At 72.5% G+C, this 20784-nt stretch carries 11 protein-coding genes; 6 read left to right on the forward strand and 5 right to left on the reverse strand.

Annotated elements, in window-relative coordinates:
- Positions 1-712 precede the first annotated feature (712 nt).
- Positions 713-1261: a MarR family transcriptional regulator gene (locus ACFYW8_RS11655; RefSeq protein WP_365869566.1), complete on the reverse strand. Its 549-nt coding sequence runs from the start codon at positions 1259-1261 to the stop codon at positions 713-715.
- Between the two features lie 185 nt (positions 1262-1446).
- Between ACFYW8_RS11655 and ACFYW8_RS11660 the strand changes: the two genes are divergently transcribed.
- Positions 1447-2721, forward strand: a complete 1275-nt coding sequence (locus ACFYW8_RS11660) for an MFS transporter (RefSeq protein WP_389071194.1) — start codon at positions 1447-1449, stop codon at positions 2719-2721.
- A gap of 138 nt (positions 2722-2859) precedes the next feature.
- On the opposite strand, the gene ACFYW8_RS11665 is transcribed toward ACFYW8_RS11660, so the two are convergent.
- Positions 2860-4527 (reverse strand): SpoIIE family protein phosphatase, encoded by a 1668-nt coding sequence (locus ACFYW8_RS11665; RefSeq protein ID WP_389071199.1) that lies wholly within the window; start codon positions 4525-4527, stop codon positions 2860-2862.
- 130 nt (positions 4528-4657) lie between these two features.
- Positions 4658-6019, reverse strand: coding sequence for an NAD(P)/FAD-dependent oxidoreductase (locus tag ACFYW8_RS11670; RefSeq protein ID WP_389071203.1), 1362 nt, complete (start codon positions 6017-6019; stop codon positions 4658-4660).
- Between the two features lie 376 nt (positions 6020-6395).
- On the opposite strand from ACFYW8_RS11670, the gene ACFYW8_RS11675 reads away from it, so the two are divergent.
- Positions 6396-7175, forward strand: coding sequence for a TetR/AcrR family transcriptional regulator (locus ACFYW8_RS11675; protein ID WP_389071208.1), 780 nt, complete (start codon positions 6396-6398; stop codon positions 7173-7175).
- Positions 7176-7504: 329 nt separating this feature from the next.
- On the forward strand, positions 7505-9499 hold the full coding sequence (locus tag ACFYW8_RS11680) for a sigma-70 family RNA polymerase sigma factor (RefSeq protein ID WP_389071212.1): 1995 nt from the start codon (positions 7505-7507) through the stop codon (positions 9497-9499).
- A gap of 181 nt (positions 9500-9680) precedes the next feature.
- On the opposite strand, the gene ACFYW8_RS11685 is transcribed toward ACFYW8_RS11680, so the two are convergent.
- Both ACFYW8_RS11685 and ACFYW8_RS11690 read right to left on the reverse strand, forming a co-directional pair.
- Complete coding sequence (locus ACFYW8_RS11685; protein ID WP_389071217.1) at positions 9681-13505, reverse strand: BTAD domain-containing putative transcriptional regulator; 3825 nt, start codon at positions 13503-13505, stop codon at positions 9681-9683.
- A 224-nt stretch (positions 13506-13729) separates the two neighbouring features.
- Complete coding sequence (locus ACFYW8_RS11690; protein ID WP_389071221.1) at positions 13730-15829, reverse strand: asparagine synthase-related protein; 2100 nt, start codon at positions 15827-15829, stop codon at positions 13730-13732.
- A 1097-nt stretch (positions 15830-16926) separates the two neighbouring features.
- Here ACFYW8_RS11690 and ACFYW8_RS11695 point away from each other — a divergent pair.
- The 3 genes from ACFYW8_RS11695 to trmB all read left to right on the forward strand — a co-directional run bounded on the left by ACFYW8_RS11695 (position 16927) and on the right by trmB (position 20711).
- Positions 16927-18348: an MFS transporter gene (locus ACFYW8_RS11695; protein WP_365869558.1), complete on the forward strand. Its 1422-nt coding sequence runs from the start codon at positions 16927-16929 to the stop codon at positions 18346-18348.
- A gap of 147 nt (positions 18349-18495) precedes the next feature.
- Positions 18496-19701 (forward strand): L-2-hydroxyglutarate oxidase, encoded by a 1206-nt coding sequence (gene lhgO / locus ACFYW8_RS11700; RefSeq protein WP_389071227.1) that lies wholly within the window; start codon positions 18496-18498, stop codon positions 19699-19701.
- A gap of 173 nt (positions 19702-19874) precedes the next feature.
- The gene (trmB, locus tag ACFYW8_RS11705) at positions 19875-20711 is read left to right on the forward strand and encodes a tRNA (guanosine(46)-N7)-methyltransferase TrmB (protein WP_365869556.1); all 837 of its coding nucleotides are present in this window, start codon (positions 19875-19877) and stop codon (positions 20709-20711) included.
- Positions 20712-20784: the final 73 nt, after the last annotated feature.

Raw genomic sequence — 20784 nt, forward strand, 5'->3', positions numbered from 1 at the left:
ATGTGTTAAGCACGCCGCCAGCGTTCGTCCTGAGCCAGGATCAAACTCTCCGTGAATGTTTACCGGTAATCCGGTTTACATCACGAGAGCGGAACCGGAGGGAGGAATAATCCCTTCGGTTCACAGCGTCCTCGCTGATGCGCCTGCCGGAACAATGCCCGGCAGGACTTTTTCAAAGGAACCTCGTCCCGACCGATCGGCCGGAGACGGGGTATCAACAAATCTGGCGTTGATTTTTGGCACGCTGTTGAGTTCTCAAGGAACGGACGCTTCCTTTGTACTCACCCTCTCGGGCTTTCCTCCGGGCGCTTCCCTTCGGTCTTGCGTTTCCGACTCTATCAGACCGTTTCCGTATCCGATTTCCTCGGTGCTTTCCAGGTTCCCGCTTCCGCGTTTCCCTTTCCGGCGAGTCCGACTCTATCAGAACCTTTCGGACCTGACTCCCAGTCAGCGGGGCTCGTCCTCGCGGCTGTTGGGCCGTTCCGACGTCTCAAACTTTAGCGGATCTTCCCGGCAGTTCCTAATCGGGCCGCCGTGCCCAAATCGAATTGAATTCGGGCACGCCGAATTCGCCCCGGTTGGGAGATCGTGCTGGTGGTTTGAGTGCCGCATCAGCGGCGGAGGTGCCGCCGCAGAACCGTTACGGCCCCGTGGCAACTCGAAGAACCTTACGGATCCGCCAGGGCAGTGTCAACCTCCCCTGTCAAGATCTTTAATCGAGGTCGCTGAGTCGGCCGCCCGCGTCCGGCTGGGCGTCCTCCACCCGTCGGAGCAGACGGGTCAGGACCTCACCCAGGACACCCCGGTCCTCGGCGGAGAGGTCCTGGAGCAGGTCTTCCTCGAAGACCGTGGCGAGGCGCATCGCCTCCAGCCACTTCTCGCGGCCCTCGTCGGTCAGCTCGACGATGACGCGCACACGGTTCGCCTCGTCACGCTCCCGGGTGACCAGCCCCTCCGCGACCATGCGGTCGATGCGGTGGGTCATGGCGGCCGGGGTGAGGCCGAGGCGCTTGGCGAGCTCGCTCGGCCCGAGGCGGTAGGGGGCGCCGGCGAGGACCAGCGCCTTCAGGACCTCCCACTCGGCGTTGCTGATGCCGAGCGCGGCGGTCTGGCGGCCGTAGGCGACGTTCATCCGCCGGTTGAGGCGGGACAGCGCCGAGACGATCTTCTCGACCTGGGGGTCGAGGTCCTGGAACTCACGCTGGTAGGCGGCGATCTGTTCTTCGAGTGTCGGCTCACTGACGCCGGGGGTGTCGCCCATGGCCCGAGTATCGCATGACACCGCTTGGTGTCGAAGTCCTTCGAGGTGTACAGTTCAACATCTAACTTTAGCTTCGAAGTCTTCAGGCCTGCATCCATGCACGGGGAACGTGTCGCGAACACGCTGCCGGGCACGGACGGGCCCGCACGGCTTCACGACCAAGGCAGGTGAAAGTGACCAGGGCGATGGGCGCAGCTATGCGCCGGATCCACGTGGGCAACGCGCTCAGCGCGTTCGGGCTCGGCTTTACCGTCCCCTTCCTCTACGTCTATGTGGCGCAGGTGCGGGGACTCGGCTCCATGACGGCGGGCGTCGTGCTCGCCGTCTTCGCCGTGGCCGCTCTCGTCGTGCTGCCGTTCGCCGGGCGGGCGATCGTTCGGCGCGGCCCGCTGCCGGTTCTGCTCGCCGCCCTGGTCACCGCCGCTCTCGGTGCGCTGAGCCTGGGGCTGGCGAACAGCGCGACGACCGTGGTGCTGTCGGCGGCGGCGCTCGGTGCCGGGCAGGCCGTGATGCAGCCGTCGCTCGCGACGATGATCGTCGACTGCTCCTCGGCGGACACCCGGTCGCGCGCCTTCGCGACACAGTTCTTCCTGCAGAACCTGGGCCTCGGGGTCGGCGGTCTCATCGGCGGACACATCGTCGATCCGGACCGGGCGAGCTCGTTCACGCTGCTGTTCGCGATCGAAGCGGCGATGTTCCTGGTGCTGGTCGTGATCATGGCGACCGTACGGATGCCGCACGCACCGCGGATCACGGGGGACGCACCGCAGTCCAGGGGTGGCGGCTGGAAGCAGCTTCTCGGCAACCGGGCGATGGTGCAGCTGTCCGTGCTGGGCTTCGTGCTGTTCTTCGCCTGCTACGGCCAGTTCGAGTCGGGTCTTTCCGCGTACGGCGTCGAGGCGGCCGGGATCTCCACGTCCGCGCTCGGCACGGCGATGGCGGCGAACACGGCGATGATCGTGGTCGCGCAGTTCGCGGTGCTGAAGTTCGTCGAACGCCGCAAGCGGTCCCGGGTGATCGCCGCGGTCGGGCTCATCTGGGCCGTCGCCTGGCTGGCGGCCGGGTACGCGGGCCTCGGTCACGGCAGCCGGACCATGGCCACGGCGGCCTTCGTCTCGACGTACGCGCTCTTCGGGCTCGGTGAGGCGATGCTGTCGCCGACGGTGGCTCCGCTGGTCGCAGATCTGGCGCCGACGGGCATGGCGGGTCAGTACAACTCCGCCTTCGCCCTGGTGAAGCAGCTCGCGCTGGCGATCGGGCCGGCGGTGGGCGGCCCGCTGGGGGCCTCGCTGCACGGCCCGTACGTCGCGACGTTCCTGCTCTTCTCGCTCGGCATCACCGTCCTGGCCGTGCGGCTCGGGCGGCAGCTCACCCCCGTACAGAATCAGCCCTCGCTCGCGAGGAGCCGGGTGGTCGCACGGGGCGGGGCTCCGTTGGAACCGGTACCGGCGAGCGCCTGACAGACGTACGAGGGCCGCCATCACGTGACGACGTGATGGCGGCCCTTTCGTATGCCGATTCGGGTTCCCGCATTCCGCTCCGCGAATTCGGTCCCTCGCCGGTCCCCCCGTACTTCTCCTGGCTCCAGGCTCGCGGAGTCAGCCGCCCGCGCGCGGGAGCGCGAACTCGCACCACACCGCCTTGCCGCCGCCCGGTGTGCGGCGAGAGCCCCAGTTCGAGGCGATAGTGGCCACGATCGCGATGCCGCGGCCCGCTTCGTCGCCGGGTTCGGCGCGGCGGCGGCGCGGGAGGTGGTCGTCGCCGTCGGTGACCTCGATGATCAGGCGGCGGTCGGTGCGGCGAAGGCGCAGCCGCATCGGCGGGGTGCCGTGCTGAAGGGAGTTGGCCACGAGTTCGCTGGCGGCCAGGACGCCGAGGTCGTGCAGATCGCCGGGGAAGCGCCAGCTGGCCAGCACGCCTGAGGCGAAGGCACGCGCGCGGGGGGCCGCTTCCATGCCGCCGAGCAGTTCCAGGGCGGCGTTGCGGAAGAGCTCGCCGTCGGGGCCCGTACGGGAAGGGTGCTGGACGACCAGGACGGCGACGTCGTCGTCGTGGTCGGCGGTGACGCCGGCCGCGCGGACCAGGCGGTCGCAGACCACCTGGGGGCTGCCCGTGGCGCCCGCGAGGGCGCGCTGCAGGGAGGCGATGCCCTCGTCGAGGTCCTCGTCGCGGCGCTCGACCAGACCGTCCGTGTAGAGGACGGCGGTGGAGCCGGGGCCGAGCGGCACCGAGCCGGAGGCGTGCAGCCATCCGCCGGTGCCGAGCGGCGGCCCGGTCGGCTCGTCGGCGCGATGGATGGTGCCGTTCTCGTCGCGCACCAGGATGGGCAGGTGGCCGGCGGAGGCGTAAACCAGCCGGCCCTCGTTCGGGTCGTGGATGGCGTACACACACGTGGCGATCTGGTTGGCGTCGATCTCGGTGGCGAGGCCGTCGAGGAGCTGCAGGATCTCGTGCGGCGGCAGGTCGAGACGGGCGTACGCGCGGACGGCGGTGCGGAGCTGGCCCATGACGGCCGCCGCGCGGACCCCGCGGCCCATGACGTCGCCGATGACGAGCGCGGTGCGGCCGCCGCCGAGGGTGATGACGTCGTACCAGTCGCCGCCGACCGCCGCCTCCGTGCCGCCCGGCAGGTAGGTGGCGGCGATGCGCAGGTCGTCGGGCTCCTCCAACTCCTGCGGGAGCAGGGAGCGCTGGAGGGTGACGGCGGTCTCGCGCTGCCGGCGCTCGCTGGCGCGCAGCCGCTCGGCGGCCTCTGCGTGGTCGGTGACGTCGGTGGCGAAGACGAGGACCCCGCGGCCGTCTCCCTCCGGGGAGGTGTCGACGGGGGTGCAGGTGAACGTGTAGGAGCGGCCGGTCGACACCTTGCGGGACTTGACCGTGCGGGGCTTGGCGCTGCGCAGGACCTGGTCGAGGAGCGGCAGCAGCCCGAGTTCGTCCAGCTCGGGCAGTGCCTGGCGCGCGGGCTCGCCGACGGGGCGGGCGCCGAAGGCCGCCGTGTAGGCGTCGTTGACGTACGAGAGGCGGTGCTCGGGGCCGTGCACGAGGGCGACGAGCGCGGGAACGCGGTCGAGGACCGCGCGCACCGGGAGTTCGTCGACCGCCAGCCCGGGAGGGGCGTCATCGGTCGGCTGCTCGACGCGGGCCGCCGGTACGGAGCCTTCCCCGCGCCGGTCCGGGGCGGCCGTGTGCGCGGCCGTGTGCTCGGTCCGCGCTGTGGCGCGGCGCTGCGTTCCGGGGAGCCGGGCGCTCCAGCGCGTGAAGTTCACAGTGGGGAAAGCCTCGTGTTAGAAGGGCGAGCGGTTCACCCGCCCAAAGTCGTGGACCTGTCTGGCAGTCTGACCGACCGGGCCGACATCCGTCAGACGCCGTCCCCGCCGGTGTAGTTCCTCGGTCCGGTCAGGACGACCCCTTCGGGTCGGTCCGAGGCTTTCCCCCGGCCGCCAGTTCGAACTCCGCACGGGGGTGTTCGAGCGACCCGAGGGACACGATCTCCCGCTTGAAGAGTCCCGCCAGGGTCCATTCGGCGAGCACACGGGCCTTGCGGTTGAAGGTCGGCACCCTGCTGAGGTGGTAGACGCGGTGCATGAACCAGGCAGGATAGCCCCTCAGCTTGCGCCCGTAGACGTGTGCGACTCCCTTGTGCAGTCCCAGGGACGCGACCGAGCCGACGTACTTGTGGGAGTACGTCTCCAGGGGCTCGCCGCGCAAGGTGTGCGCGAGGTTGTCGCCGAGGACCTTCGCCTGGCGCACGGCGTGCTGGGCGTTGGGCGCGGTCTCCTTGCCGGGCTCCGCGGTCACGTCGGGGACCGCCGCGGCGTCGCCGGCGGCCCACGCGTGCGCGGCGCCGTCGACGGCGAGCTGCGGGGTGCACTTGAGCCGGCCGCGCTCGTTCAGGGGGAGGTCGGTCTCGGCGAGGACGGGGTGCGGTTTCACACCGGCCGTCCACACGACGGTGCGCGTCGGGAAACGCGCGCCGTCACTGAGGACGACGATCCGGTCCGCGCAGCTGTTGAGGCGGGTCTCCAGGCGTACCTCGATGTTGCGCCGGCGCAGCTGGGTGACGGTGTACCGGCCCATCTCCTCGCCGACCTCGGGCAGGATGCGGTCCGAGGCCTCGACGAGGATCCATTTCATGTCCTCGGGCTTGAGGTTGTGGTAGTACCGCGCGGTGTAGCGGGCCATGTCCTCCAGTTCGCCGAGCGCCTCGACGCCGGCGTAACCGCCTCCTACGAAGACGAAGGTCAGGGCCGCGTCACGGATCGCGGGGTCGCGGGTGGAGGAGGCGATGTCCATCTGCTCGATGACGTGGTTGCGCAGGCCGATGGCCTCCTCGACCGTCTTGAAGCCGATGGCGTACTCGGCGAGCCCCGGGATCGGCAGGGTGCGCGAGACCGAGCCGGGGGCGAGCACGAGTTCGTCGTAGGTGATCCGCTCCGCGCCCGTGCCCTCCTCCTCGGTGGCGAGCGTGCTGAGCGTGGCGGTGCGCTTGGCGTGGTCGATCGACTGGACCTCGCCGATGACGATCCGGCACCGGCCGAGGACCCGGCGCAGCGGAACGACCACGTGCCGCGGCGAGATCGAGCCGGCGGCGGCCTCGGGAAGGAACGGCTGATACGTCATATAAGGGTCGGGTGAGACCACCGTGATCTCGACCTCGCCCCGCTTCAGTTCGGGCTTCAGCTTCCGCTGGAGGCGCAGAGCGGTGTACATCCCGACGTAGCCGCCGCCGACAATGAGAATGCGCGCACGTTCCTTCACCGTCCCATGACGCACCCCTCTCCGGAGTTTGTCCACAGCCCTGGCAATTTGTGTGACCGGTCGCCGACAACGTGCGGAGTTGGCCGATTTGCCGGAGTCCAGGGAAAAAGCGCAGGTCAGGGTGGGCGAGGGGGGTACTCGGAGGGGGCGCAACCGGGACGTAACCGGCCCGTACTCCGATCGGGGGGCGCTCTGTGCGGAACCTGCCCCTTCTGAATTGACCCCCTCTCAACTATGTTCGTGTGTCGACGGGGTGTAGGGGGATGCGCTCGGCGGGTCCGTACGGCGGGTTCGCGCACAAGCTGTTCCACACGCTCCGGTCTGTCGATGGCGGGGAGTGTCTCCGGGGGGAGACGTCATTACCGGGGGAACGCTTATGCATATTCAGGACTCTCATTGGTCTTCCGCGTCGGCCATCGCACCTGGTGGTGCGATCGGCGCGGCGACGAGCGGCAACGGCCGCGGTCCGACGGACGGATCGCGCACGACGCCGCTGCGTGTGGACGCACAGCGCAATCTGGAACATGTACTGCGCGCGGCGCGCGAGGTCTTCGGCGAGCTGGGGTACGGCGCGCCGATGGAGGACGTCGCCCGGCGCGCGAGGGTCGGTGTCGGCACGGTGTACCGGCGCTTCCCGAGCAAGGACGTCCTGGTGCGCCGGATAGCCGAGGAGGAGACCTCCCGGCTTACCGACCAGGCCCGCGCCGCGCTGGGCCAGGAGGACGAGCCGTGGTCGGCGCTCTCGCGCTTCCTGCGGACGTCGGTGGCCTCGGGCGCCGGACGGCTGCTGCCGCCCCAGGTGCTGCGGGTCGGCGTCGCGGAGGACGAGCCCGAGGCGGACGAGGCACGGGTGCCGCAGCAGCGGTCCCAGCTCGCGCCCGAGTTGCGGCTCGTCGAACAGCGGCCCGCTCCCGAGGACGAGCCCGTGATCGCCGAGGTGGACGACGCCGGCGCGGCGGCCCTGCTCGAAGTGGTCGGCCAACTGGTCGACCGGGCGCGCGCGGCGGGCGAGTTGCGCGCCGATGTCACGGTGGCGGACGTGCTGCTGGTCATCGCGACGGCGGCGCCCTCACTGCCGGACGCGGCGCAGCAGGCGGCGGCCTCGGCCCGGCTCCTCGACATCCTGCTGGAGGGCCTGCGCTCGCGTCCGGCGTGAACCGGAGCGATCCCTTCCGGGTGCGTGGATCCTTCGAGTACGTGGGAGCTCCCGGGCGCGAGTGCGACACTCGCGCCCGGGGGCTTCTCTCGTTCGTGCCGCCATGTGCCCCTGCCGTCGCGACGTCATGACCTCACTCCAGTGCGGAGCGGCAACTTCCGCGCGTACGGCGACCGTTGACCATTCCCCGAACGAGTGACATTTAGTACTGCCGAGCGATTAATCCCCTCGGACGAGTGGTTGGTCCGTACGAGGAAGCTGCGCCCGGGAAGCCTGTGGCACTCTGTCCCGGTATTCGGGTCCGAGTGTGCAGGCGGGGGCTTTCCGCGATGAGTTTTGACGGCCGGGACGAGTCACTCGGTGACGGTGGCGCCGACGGCGGCACGGAGCCCGGCGGCTCACCGTCACGGCAGGTGCCGAGCCAGGGCGGCCCGCCCGGTGGAAGTCCGCGGAGCGGAAACCCGGACACCGACACGGTCGACCCCGGCGTGCCTTCGCAGCGTGACCGGTGGGACCTTCGCGAGGGCAGCGTGCTGCCTCCCCCGCTGGATCTGGTGCCCCCGGTGGACCTGCCGCCCCCCGACGCCGGTCTGATCGAGCGGATGCGCGCGGGCGACGACACGGCGTACGAGGAGCTGTACCGCCGGCACGCCGAAGCCGTCCGCCGCTACGCCCGCACCTGCTGCCGCGACTCGCACACCGCCGACGACCTCACTGCCGAGGTGTTCGCCCGCATGCTCCAGGCCGTACGCGGCGGCAGCGGCCCCGAGCACGCCGTGCGCGCGTATCTCCTCACCACCGTCCGCCGGGTCGCCGCGAACTGGACGAAGACAGCCAGACGCGAGCAACTGGTCGACGATTTCGCGGTGTTCGCCGCACAGGCCGTCCGTGGATCCGAGGTCTCCGACGACGACACCCTCGACCTCGGCGCGGACGTACGCGCGATGCACGAGGCCGAGCAGTCCATGGCCATGCGGGCCTTCCGTTCGCTGCCCGAGCGCTGGCAGGCCGTGCTCTGGCACACCGAGGTCGAGGACGAGTCCCCGAGCGAGGTGGCCACGCTCTTCGGTCTCGACGCCAACGGCACCCGCGTGCTCGCCAGCCGCGCCCGCGAGGGCCTCAGGCAGGCCTACCTCCAGGCGCACGTCAGCACCACGCTCACGATGGACGAGGAGTGCGCGCGCTACGCCGACCGGCTCGGCGCCTACGCCCGCGGCGGCCTGCGCACCCGTGCCGAACGGGGGCTGCGCAAGCACCTGGCGGAGTGCGCCAGGTGCCGCCTGGCCGCGGGCCAGATCAAGGAAGTGGCCGGCGGCATCCCCGCGGTCGTGCCGGTCGCGGTCATCGGCTGGTTCGGTGCCGCCGGATACGCGAAGGCCGTCGCGCTCATCGCCGGTGGCGCCGGAGCGGGTGCCGCCGGAGCCGCGGCCGCGGCGGGCGCGGCGGGCGGCGGCTCGGGAGGAGCGGGCGCAGTTGGCGGCGCCGCGCTCTCCGAGGGGATCGGCGCACCGGTCAAGGCCGGTATCGCGGCGGGTGCCGTCGCCGTGGCCGCGACGGCGGCGGTGGTGCTCGCCCTGGCCGGCAACGAGAGCCCCGCCCGGCGGCCCGAGGCCGGACCGGCCGCCTCACCCGCCGTCGAAGCGCCGTTGCCGTCACAGGCTCCGGCCAGGAGATCCCCCGCGCCGAATCCGCCGGCGGTGACTCACTCGCCGGTGCCCGCCCCGCCCCCCGGGCCAGGGCCGAAGCCCACCCCGAAGCAGGCACCCGAGGCGGCCCCGAGCCCGCCCCCCGCACCGACTCCCGCACCGAAGCCCACCCCGCCGCCGAAGCCCACCCCGACGAAGGCCGACCCGAAGCCCACGCCGACCCCGACGCCTCCCCCGCCCGCCCCGCTCGTCTACCGGTGGAGCGAGCTGCGGTACGACGTCATCGGCGACCACACCGAGCCGGAGATGCGGCTGGGCGAAAGCAGCTGGGTCTGGCGGCGCGACGGAATGAAGATCGCGGACACCCGGTACGCGCACGGCGTGACCGTCCACGGCCGGTCCTCCGTCACCATCGAACTCAACCGCGATTGCAGCTCGTACGACGCGATGGTCGGGGTCGACGACCTGATGACGGGCCTGGGCAGGCTGCGGTTCTCCGTCTACGCGGACGGGTCCCCCCAGTGGCGTTCACCGCTGATCGAGGGCGGTGACCCGGCGGTCCCCGTCCACGTGAACCTCACCGGCCACCGGACGATCCGGCTCGTCGTCGAGCCCCACAGCCCGTTCGACTCGGCGTCACTGGGGGATTGGGCGGAGTCGGAGTTCCTGTGCCGGTAAGGGCTCCGCGCGAGCCGGCGTCCTCGCCTCGCCGAACGCTCGACCCGGCCCTGCGTACCCGGGGGAGATACGGGTGCGCCCCCACCGGAACACCCAAGGCACCCGACACACGCGACGTACCCGGCGGACCCGGCCCACCTGGCGCACATGGCGCACCCGGCGGACCTCGTACGGGTGACGACTACTCGGCCGGGTACTCCTTGAGCGCTTCGTTCAGGTCGCTCAGGGCCTCCTCCTGCGTCCAGCAGGAACCCCGGGCGCGCTCGGACTCGTAGCGGTCCGGTCCGAGCGCCGCGAGGGCCGCGGCTTCGATGCGCCGGGCATCGGCGCTCTCGCGGGCCGGGCGCGGATCCCCTCCGCGCCAGCGGGTGCCGGCGGCGAGCAGCCGGGCCGCGACCGGGTGGGCGCCCACCTCGGTGAGAAGACGGGCCGCGACCTCGACGAGGCCCGACGCCACCACGTCGGCGCACCGCCCGTCCATCGCGTCCCGCAGCGCGGAGGACAGCTTCAACAGGCCCCGCACGGGGCCGGACTCGGCAACCGTGACAAGGGCGTCGGCCCAGTCCAGCGCCGCCACGAACTGCGGTGGTGGGGTACCCCGGAGGCTCTCCGCGCGCGCCTTCTCGCACAGTTCGCGCGCGAGGGCGACCTCCCCGTCGTCCAGGACCACTTGGGCCCGCAGCAGATGGACGAACGCCCGGGAATCCATCACCCCGTACAGATCGGCCGCGGCGCTCGCCTCGTCCAGGGTGGCCAGGGCCACGGACCGCTCGCCCGCGCGGTGGGCGATCTCGGCCAGCCGCGCCATCAGGAACGGCACCTCGGCGTACGCCCCCACCTCGTAGGCGAGCCGCAGCGCCTCCTCGTACTCGCCTTTCGCCTCGTCGAACCGGCTGCGCGCCATCGCCGCCTCACCGGCCGCGCTGCACACCTGGGCCCACATCCAGCGGTCCCCCACCCGTCGGCTGAGCCCGCGCAGTTCCGCCAGGTCCTCGTCCACCCCGGGCATACGGCCCGGCCCGTCGACGGCCATGTGCGTACGGAACATCAGGGCGACACCGATCTCCCATTCACCGCCGTACTCACGGCAGTTGGCAACCGCCTTGTCCATCGCGGGGCGTGCGTCGTCCGGGGTGCCCAGGAAGTGCGCGGCCATCGGCCAGATGATCCCCGGCATGCGCGCCGCGTCCGGACCGCCCTTCTCGAAGGCGGCCCGTACCTGCCCCGCGTACTCCCGCAACCGGACGTCCCCCCACTCGTCCACCGGGACGACGTCCACCTTCATGAACAGGTGGAGCATGCGCAGCCGCATGCGCATGGCGCGCAACGGATGCCGTTCGTCGCGCTCGGGATGATCGAGAAGTGCGGCGACCGGATCGACGCCGTCGAGCTCGGAAAAGAGGCTTTCACCGGCGGCGGACGGGACACCGACGGTGGTCTCCGCGCCGGGCGCGGTCGCCGACGCGCCGCCGCTCGCGGCGCGAAGCCCGCTGCCTCCGCTGCCTTCACCGCGGATGTCACTCACGCCGCCAGCGCCGCTGTCGCTGTGGCTACCACTGCCGTAACGGCTGCCGCTGTCGCTGTGGCCGGCACCGCCCGTGTCGCCGCCGGCTGTCGCCGTGCGGTCGTCACAGGTCACCGCACCGTCACTGGTCGACGCGTCCAGCAACGCTCCCAGTCTCAGGACGAGTTCCGTCCATTCGGCGCCCTCGCGGTGGAAGTTGCGCAGCCACCAGAACCAGCCCATGTCGAGGACCAGGGCACCTGCCTCTTCCTCGTCATGGGCGGCCAGCGTGCGCAGCAGGGCCGCCCGGATGTTGTCGAGCTCGGTCTCCAGGCGCCGGATCCAGGGGAGTTGGCCGGACGAGCGCAGCTGGGGCTCGGCCTCCTCCGTCAGGGCGCGCACCCACGCTCGGTGGCGTCGCTCTGCGGCGGCGCGCAGTTCGGGAACCTCGGCGGCTCGCTCGGCGGCGTACTCGTGGATGGTCTCCAGCATGCGATAGCGCATCCCGCCACCGGCACCGGCACCGGCACCGGCACCGAGAGTAGCCGCGCCCCCGGCGGCACCCGTGCCCCCGGCGCCACCCGGAGCGGGCGGCGCCGGATACGGCGACGGGCACGACGCCGAGCCGTCCGTGTTGTCCATGCCGTCCGGGGTGGCGACGAGCAGGGACTTGTCGACGAGCGCGCCGATCAGGTCGGCGGCCGGACCGGTGCACACGGCCTCCGCGGCCGCCAGGTCCCACCCGCCCGCGAACACCGACGCCTCGCACAGCACGGCCCGTTCGCGCTCGTCGAGCAGATCCCAGGACCAGTCGACGACGGCACGCAGGGTCTGCTGGCGGGGCAGCACCGTACGGCTTCCGGAGGTGAGCAGCCGGAAGCGGTCGTCGAGCCGGTCGGCGATCTGCCGCGGGGTGAGCAGCCGCAATCGGGCGGCCGCCAGCTCGATGGCCAGGGGCAGGCCGTCGAGCCGTCGGCAGATCTCGTCCACGGCGGCGGAGTCGTGGAGCGTGGTGCCGGCGCCGGGACGTACGACGGAGGCCCGCTCCATGAAGAGGCGGCGGGCGGAACCGTGCGGGAGCGGCTCGACCGGGCGCACCAACTCGCCTGGTACGCCCAGGGGTTCGCGGCTCGTCGCGAGGATCGTGAGCCCCGGACAGCGGGTCAGCAGCGTCTCGGCGAGTTCGGCCGCCGCCTCGATGACATGCTCGCAGTTGTCAAGGATCAGGAGCTGGCTGCGCGGGGCGCAGTACTCGACGAGCAGGGCGACCGGGTCGTCCTGCGGAACCGCCATCTCGTTGGTGATCAGCGCGGTTTCGCGCAGACCGAGGGCGCTGACCACCGCGCCCGGGACCGCCTCGGGCCGGTCGAGCGGGGCCAGCTCGACCAGCCACGCCTGCGAAAGCCCGGTGGCGGCTTCCTCGGCGAGGCGGGTCTTCCCCGAACCACCTGGTCCGGTCAGCGTGACCAGACGTGCCCTCCGCACATCCGAACGGATCGCCCCGAGCTCGCGTTCCCGCCCGACGAACGAGTTCAGACGGGGACGAATGTTCCCGGTCCGCTGAGCACGGGAGGGATCCCATGAACCTGAACCGGGACCAGGGCCGGAGCCGGGACCAGGGCCGGAGCCGGAGTCGGGACCAGGACCGGGACCGGGACCAGGACCGGGACCAGGACCGGGACCAGAGCCGGGACCGGGACCGGGACCAGAGCCGGGACCGGCCGTCGGCACGGGCGACACGGCGCCGCCCGTGCCGGAGCGGGACCCCTGCGGCCCGCGGACATCCGACGGGTCCAGCAACGCGGCGTGCAGGGCACGGAGTTCCGGCCCTGGATCCGCTCCGAGACCCTCCATGAGCCCACGGCGCACGTCCTCGTACGCGGCCAGCGCGTCGGCGCCCCGGCCGGTCTCGCGCAGGGCGCGGATGAGCAGGACGTGCAGCGCCTCGTCGTACGGGTGGGCCGCCGTCAGCTCCTTCAGCTCCGGTACCACGTCGACGGCGCGGCCGAGTCGCAGGTCCGCCTCGACGCGGCTGCGCGTCGCCTCCAGGCGCAGCGCCTTCGGGCGGGTCGCGGCGGTGCGGTCGGGGAGGTCCGCGAGGGCGGGGCCACGCCACAGGGCGAGGGCTTCGCGCAGTCGGGCGGCGGCGGTACGGGCGTCGCCGCGGTCGAGCGCGGTCCTGCCCTCCGTGACGAGCCGCTCGAACACGAACAGGTCCACGTCGTCCGCGGCGGCCCGGAGCCGGTAGCCGCCGGTCTCCGAGGTGACCGCGTCCTTGCCGATGGCCCGGCGGAGGCGGCCGACCAGTGCCTGCAGCGCCGCCGGGGCGTCCTGGGGAGGGTCGTCCGCCCAAACCTCGTCGATCAGGGTGTCCGGGGTGAGCGTGCGGGCGGGGTGGCACGCCAGGGCCGTGAGCAGCGCGCGTACCCGGGGGCCGCCCACGGTGACCAGGGCCCCCCGGTCGTCCTCCACCTGGGCAACCCCCAGAATCCTGTACCGCACGCCCCTATTCTCACCGCCTCACTCCGGCGAGGACACCGCGTTGCCCCGGCGAGCCCACCATGACCGCCCTCGCCTTCCCGAGTCCCCCTGCCCTCGGCCCGGCCGCAGTCTTCATTCGCCCCTCCGCCCCGGCCCTTTCAGCACCGGGGCCCGGCGCCGGACCCCGCCCCGCAAACGCCGGAGGGGCTGAATCCTGACCCCGGCGGCCCACCGGGCGGCAGGGCTCAGCCCTGCCGGGCGGTCGCCCCCGCCCCCAACGCCCTCCCCTGCGGGACGATCCCCGCGGGAACGGCCCGCTGCCGCGCCGGCGTCCCCGTCCAGCACGTCCCGCGCCGGGCCAGCAGCCGGCGCAGCCACAGTTCGAGCGACACGAGATCGGCCAGCCCGTCGAGGGGCAGCGGGGCCCCCTCCGCGGCCGCGCGCAGCGCCTTGCGGACGACTCGCGCCTCGACCAGCCCCGCCTGCGCGAGCAACGGCGTGTCGAACAGGGCGACCAGGGAATCGGCCGCCACCCGCAGCCCCGTACCGGCCGCGACAGCGGAGGACGCGTGGGACGGCGCTCCCCACCCGGGGGGCAGATCGGCCACCCCGGCCCCCTCCAGCACCGTACGCAGAATCGCCGCCCGTGCCCCGGGCTGCACCCGCAGCGCCTCCGGGAGCTCACGGCACGCCCGGACGACCTGGTTGTCCAGGAACGGCGTGTGCAGCCGCTGGAAGCGGATTTCGGCGGCCTGCTCCAGGACGCGCACGTCCGCCGCGTGACGGGCCAGCGCGGCACGCGCGCGGAAGTCCCCCGGCCGCTGCCCGGGACCGACGTTCAGCCGCCCACCGCCCCCTTGGAGGCGAACCGATACTTCAGCCAGCGCCTCCCCGGTCAGCCAGCGAGCCGCGGGCCCGGGTCCGGCCCAGCTGAGCGCGGCCAGCGAAGCGCCCACCGCCCCTCCGGGGTCCTCGAACCGCCGGTGCAGCAACTGCTCGGCGAGGACGTCGACTCCGGTGCGGTACGGCGTACGGGCGAGCTTGCGCGCCGCGCCGTACACGCGCGCGGGGACCATCACCGAACCGTCGGCCTTCGTCAACGCGGCGACGGGCCGGACCAGATGGCGCCGCTTGCGGTCCATGAGCAGATCGGCGAGGCGGGCCGGATGGGCGTCCAGCACCTGCCGGGCGCCGTAGCCCGTGAAGTGGTCCGCGCTGCCGGAGGCGAGCCGCGCGCGGTGACGTGCCGCCGTCACCAGGGAAGGCCCCGGCTCGTCGGTCAGCGGCCCCTCCAGGTCGGCGTAGGGAAGGGTCTCCTCGCCTCCGGTGACGACCACGTGGTGCAGCCGGGGATTCGCGGCCAGCGTCCCGGCCCGCTCCAGCTCGGCCTCGCGCCCCCGCACGGTGAGGTCGTTGAAGGTCACCGCCAGGAGCCGTTCCCCTGCGCCGGTGCCGTGTCCGAGGACCGTCCCGGGCGCTCCGGGAAGGCCGGCCGCGAGCAGTGCGAGGGTCCCCGAAGCCGGCCCTCCGGAGAGGTCGGCTCCGATGCCCGGCACCGGTGTCCCGCGCGCGGCGCGGCGCTCGGCGGGCCCCATGCCGGGCACGGGCCCGGGGTCCACATCGGCTCCCGGCACATGGCGGGGAGCCAGGAGGCGGGCGCGGACGGCCTCCACGAGGGCGTCCCGTACGGCGTCCACGGCGGTCGTGGGATCGGCGGTGGGCGCGGCGACGGCCAGGGAGGCGACGGGCTCGTACCCGGCGATCTCACGCGCACCGGCCCGCAGGATGAGCGTGTGTCCCGGCGGAATGCGGCGCACGCCTTCGTACGGGGTGGAATCGCGCACGGCGGCCGGTACGTCGGGGGCGGCGAGCATCGAGGCCAGGTGCCCGAAGTCGAGGTTGGCCTCGATGAGGTCGGCGAGCGGGAGCGCTGCGGTGGCGTAGGCCGTGCCGCCCGCCCAGGGGGTGTAGAACACGGGCCGTGCGCCGGCGAGGTCACCGCAGACGGTCACCCGGCGGTCGACCTGGACGACCGCGGTGTAACTGCCGGACCAGTTGGTGAGATGGCGGAGCGCTCCGCCGCGCGCGGCGAACAGTCCGACGCGCAGTTCCTCGTCGGAGGCGCCGCAGATGCCGAGGACGGCGATGCGGTTCCGCGCGCCGGCCGTCACCACGCGGACCTCGTCGGGGCGCCAGTCACCGACGGCCCACAGCGGATCGGGGTCGCCCCACAGGAGTTGGGAACCCACCGGGTGCACGGTCTCGCCGTCGTTCCCCGTGGCGCCGGCCGAGCCGATCCCGGACGCTCTGGCGACGGTGCTGCTCCACCCCACCAACCATCGCATCGTCGCCTCCACAGGCTGTGGACAACCAGTGCACCGTACGAACTCGGCACCATGCTGCCACGAAGGAGGCGTGTGGGAGGGTCCCTGCGGCGGCTTGCGCTCCCCGAAGTGCGCCCCCGCGCGGACCCCCACGCCACCGTGAGGCTGCCGCGCGACCGGCAAATGCCGTACGGGCCAGGCCTGTTGAGACGCCCGGATGCCGTCGCGGACCCTCGCGGGGAATCACCCCCGAACGGCCCTGGAACCGCCGCCGATCCGCCGCCGATCCGCCACCGGACCGCCCCCCGGGGGCCCGTCGAACCCTCCGCCGTGCGGCAGTTGAAGCGGCGCCCGGACGAACGGGCCCACCACGGCACCGTCGGCGCCCGCTCGGGCGCGGCGTGCGACGCGAGGGGACGCGACGCGGGGCGGGGAGACAACGGCCGGGGCCACGGGAGTGACCCCGGGGCACCCCGAGGCGCCCGGCACCACCACGATCGGAGGCAGGACCGGCACCCGGGCCGACGACCCGGCCGCGCGGCCGCCGACGCCCCGACCAGCACGCCGGAGCCCCGGCGTCCATCCCTCCCGCACCACCCGACCCCCGACAGGTCGACGCGAATGCGCCCCCGATACGCTCCCTCAGGACGCCCTTAGCGCCCTCAACTGACGTGGTGGGAGCCCTAATCACCCTCCGGGGCAACCATCGATTTTCGGCCAAATCGGCGATGGACGGACAAGCGCGGACACGCTCCGTACAGGCCTTGCGCACCGCTTCGGCAACGCACAGTCCGGGAGGCGGAGTTCGCCTCCCGGACCGGTCCGCCGCCCGCGGGGATGTAGGCGGCGGTGTCCCCCAGCCCACTGGATCCAGTACAGCGGGCCGACCCACGCAAGTTCCATGGAAGCGCTCCCCCCTGTGGCCGGAGAAGAGCGCACGGGCGGGCGCACGGCCACACAACGGGAGCACGTGGCGACAGTCCGCACAGCCGTACGGACCACAATCCCGCCAACCGGACCTACGCCCCTTAACGCTGGGGATCGGGCGAACTACGCTGGGTTTACGAATGCCGCGTGGTTATGCCAGTGCGGCAGCCGTCTGTGTCGAGGGGTGGCGCATGTCCAGGGAGCAACGCGGGCCGAACGAAAAACTCGGCGCCGTTCTCGCCCTCGCGGGAATCAGCAACGCAGGACTCGCGCGTCGTGTCAACGATCTTGGCGCTCAACGCGGGTTGACTCTTCGCTACGACAAGACGTCGGTGGCGCGCTGGGTGTCGAAAGGCATGGTGCCTCAGGGCGCCGCGCCGCACCTCATCGCGGCCGCCATCGGCCAGAAGCTCGGCCGTCCGGTGCCGCTCCACGAGATCGGGCTGGCGGACGCGGACCCCGCGCCGGAAGTGGGCCTCGCCTTCCCCCGTGACGTCGGGCAGGCGGTGCGGTCGGCGACGGAGCTGTACCGCCTCGACCTCGCCGGGCGCCGGGCCGGCGGCGGCATCTGGCAGTCGCTGGCCGGCTCCTTCGCCGTGAGCGCGTACGCGACTCCCGCCTCCCGCTGGCTCATAACCCCGGCCGACAGTTCGGTGGCGCGCGAGGTGAGCCTCGGTGAGGGCTCCGGAGCGCCGCTGAAAGTCGGCCACAGTGATGTGCTGAAGCTCCGCGAGGCGGCGGAGGACGCCAGGCGCTGGGACTCCAAGTACGGGGGCGGTGACTGGCGTTCGTCCATGGTGCCCGAGTGTCTGCGGGTCGAGGCGGCACCTCTGCTGCTCGGCTCCTACTCCGACGAGGTCGGCAGAGCGCTGTTCGGCGCGTCCGCGGAACTCACCCGCCTCGCGGGCTGGATGGCCTTCGACACCGGCCAGCAGGAGGCCGCGCAGCGCTACTACATCCAGGCCCTGCGGCTCGCCCGTGCCGCCGCCGACGTGCCCCTCGGGGGCTACGTACTGGCCTCCATGTCCCTCCAGGCGACCTATCGGGGCTTCGGCGACGAGGGCGTCGACCTCGCCCAGGCCGCCCTGGAGCGCAACCGCGGTCTCGCCACGGCCCGCACCATGAGCTTCTTCCGGCTCGTCGAGGCACGTGCCCACGCGCGCGCGGGTGACGCCCAGGCGGCGGGCACGGCGCTGAAGGCCGCCGAGGGGTGGCTGGAGCGGGCCCGCGACGGCGACCACGACCCGTCCTGGCTCGGCTTCTACTCGTACGACCGCTTCGCGGCCGACGCCGCCGAGTGCTACCGCGACCTGAAGGCGCCGCGCCAGGTGCGCCGCTTCACCGAGCAGGCGCTGTCGAAGCCGACGGAGGAGTTCGTACGCTCGCACGGACTTCGGCTCGTGGTGTCGGCGGTCGCCGAGCTGGAATCCGGCAATCTGGACGCGGCGTGCGAGCAGGGTGTCCGCGCGGTGGAGGTCGCGGGGCGTATCTCCTCCGCGCGCACCACCGAGTACGTGAAGGACCTGCTGCACCGGCTGGAGCCCTACGGCGACGAACCGCGCGTGGTGGAACTGCGGGAGCGGGCACGTCCGCTCCTGATGGCTCCGGCGTAGAGGTGCCGGCCCCGGCGTGGAGCCGACGGTTCCGGCGTGGACAGGGCGCCACGGCCCCGCGGCGCAAAAAAAGCGCGGGGCGCGGTTCCCGGGTTTGAGGGCATTGTCAGTGGCGCAGTGCACTATCGAAGCCGGGAGGTGGTGCGGATGCGCAGCGCGTACGACTGCGATGTGCTGGTGATCGGCGGCGGGATCGTCGGCCTGTCGACGGCGTATGCCCTCACGCGCGCGGCGCCGGGCACCCGGGTGACGGTGCTGGAGAAGGAGCGGGGGCCCGCCCGGCACCAGACCGGGCGCAACAGCGGGGTGATCCACAGCGGGATCTACTACCGCCCCGGCTCCCTGAAGGCGCGGTACGCGGTGCGGGGCGCCGCCGAGATGGTCAAGTTCTGCGCGGAGTACGACATCCCGCACGCCGTCACCGGCAAGCTGATCGTCGCGACGGAGAAGTCGGAGCTCCCGCGGCTGCACGGCCTGGTGCAGCGCGGCCGGGAGAACGGCATTCCGGTCAAGGAACTGGGCCCCGCCCAGCTCTGCGAGTACGAACCCGAGGTCCGCGGCCTCGCCGCCATCCATGTCGGCACCACGGGCGTCTGCGACTACGTGGCGGTGGCGCGGCGGCTCGCGGAGGCCTCCGGTGCGGAGATCCGGTACGGGGCGGACGTGGTGCGCGCCGACCGCCGCCCCCGCCTCGGTGTCGCCGTGCGCACGGCGGACGGGACGGTCGTCCGCGGACGGGTGCTCGTCAACTGCGCGGGGCTGCACTGCGACGAGACGGCCCGGCTCGCGGGGGACGACCCCGGGATGCGGATCGTGCCCTTCCGCGGCGAGTACTACACGCTGGCACGGCCGGAGCTGGTGCGGGGCCTGGTGTACCCGGTCCCGGACCCGGCGTTCCCGTTCCTCGGTGTCCATCTCACCCGGGGCATCGACGGCGGAGTCCATATCGGCCCCAACGCCGTGCCCGCGCTCGCCCGGGAGGGATACGGGTGGGGGGTCGTCCGGCCCCGGGAACTGGGTGCGACCCTGTCCTGGCCGGGTTCCTGGCGGATAGCGCGGCGGCACTGGCGATACGGAGCCGGGGAACTGCGCAGGTCGGTGTCGAAGGCCGCGTTCACGGAGGCGGTGCGGCGACTGCTGCCCGCGGTGACCCCGGAGGACCTGCTCCCCGCCCCCGCCGGAGTCCGCGCCCAGGCGGTCCTGCGGGACGGCACCCTGGTCGACGACTTCCTGATCAAGGAGGGCCCGCGCACCGTGCACGTGCTGAACGCGCCCTCCCCCGCGGCCACCGCTTCCCTCCCGATCGGCCGGGAGATCGCCCGCCGTGCCCTGGCGGCCCTGACGGCGGCCTGAGCGACCCACCCGCCACCACACCGGACCACCCGGACCTTCCGGACCTCCGCGCTACACCGGGCCACCGCCTCCCGGACCACCGGACCACCCCGCACCTCGACCACCCCGCCACACCGGACCACCCCGCACCTCGACCACCGCGCACCTCGACCGCCCGTAAAATCGACCCCACTGTGTCTGACTTCCTCGACTCCACCGAAGAGACCCGGCCCGCCTCCCCCGAGGACGGCCCGCCGCGTCATCACCGCGCCAAGGGCGAGTCCCGCTTCCCCGACGGTCCGCAGGCCGATCCCGCCGGCTCGCACTTCGAGCGGCGGATCCGGAGCTTCCAGCCGCGGCGGAGCCGGGTGACGACCGGACAGGCGGACGCGTTGCGGCGGCTGTGGCCCAAATGGGGTCTGGACATCGACGGACAGCGGACGCTCGACCTGGCGGAACTGTTCGGGACGGACCGCCCCGTCGTGCTGGAGATCGGCTTCGGCATGGGCGAGGCCACCGCGCAGATGGCGGCCGAGGACCAGAAGACCGGAATCCTCGCCGTGGACGTGCACACCCCGGGCCAGGGCAACCTGCTCAACCTCGCCGAACGGAGCGGCCTGACCAACGTCCGGGTCGCGAACGGCGACGCGATCATCCTGCTCCGCGAGATGCTCCCGCCCGCGTCCCTGAACGGCCTGCGCGTCTACTTCCCCGACCCCTGGCCCAAGAAGCGGCACCACAAGCGGCGGCTGATCCAGCCGGAGTTCCTGGATCTCGTCGCGACCCGCCTCGAACCGGGCGCGCTCGTGCACTGCGCGACGGACTGGGAGCCGTACGCCGAACAGATGCTCGAAGTGTTGAGTGCGCACCCCGACTTCGAGAACACCCGGCCGGACGGCGGTTTCGCGCCCCGTCCGGAGTTCCGGCCGCTGACCCGTTTCGAGGGCCAGGGACTGGACAAGGGTCATGTGGTGAACGACCTGCTCTTCCGGCGCGTACAGCATCGAGACCAGCACACCCCGGGCGACTGACCCGCACACACCCCTCCGGCGTCCCACGGGAATTCCCGGACTCCGGTTACCGTCGCGGGCCACGCCCTCCCTC

The organism is Streptomyces sp. NPDC002742 (assembly GCF_042888885.1).
In the GTDB taxonomy this organism is placed as follows: domain Bacteria; phylum Actinomycetota; class Actinomycetes; order Streptomycetales; family Streptomycetaceae; genus Streptomyces.

Coding starts and splice junctions, on each gene's coding strand:
- lhgO (WP_389071227.1), top strand. CDS start 18,496: ATGCGCAGCGCGTACGACTGCGATGTGCTGGTGATCGGCGGCGGGATC.
- ACFYW8_RS11680 (WP_389071212.1), top strand. CDS start 7,505: ATGAGTTTTGACGGCCGGGACGAGTCACTCGGTGACGGTGGCGCCGAC.
- ACFYW8_RS11660 (WP_389071194.1), top strand. CDS start 1,447: ATGGGCGCAGCTATGCGCCGGATCCACGTGGGCAACGCGCTCAGCGCG.
- ACFYW8_RS11690 (WP_389071221.1), bottom strand. CDS start 15,829: ATGCGATGGTTGGTGGGGTGGAGCAGCACCGTCGCCAGAGCGTCCGGG.
- ACFYW8_RS11655 (WP_365869566.1), bottom strand. CDS start 1,261: ATGGGCGACACCCCCGGCGTCAGTGAGCCGACACTCGAAGAACAGATC.
- ACFYW8_RS11675 (WP_389071208.1), top strand. CDS start 6,396: ATGCATATTCAGGACTCTCATTGGTCTTCCGCGTCGGCCATCGCACCT.
- ACFYW8_RS11695 (WP_365869558.1), top strand. CDS start 16,927: ATGTCCAGGGAGCAACGCGGGCCGAACGAAAAACTCGGCGCCGTTCTC.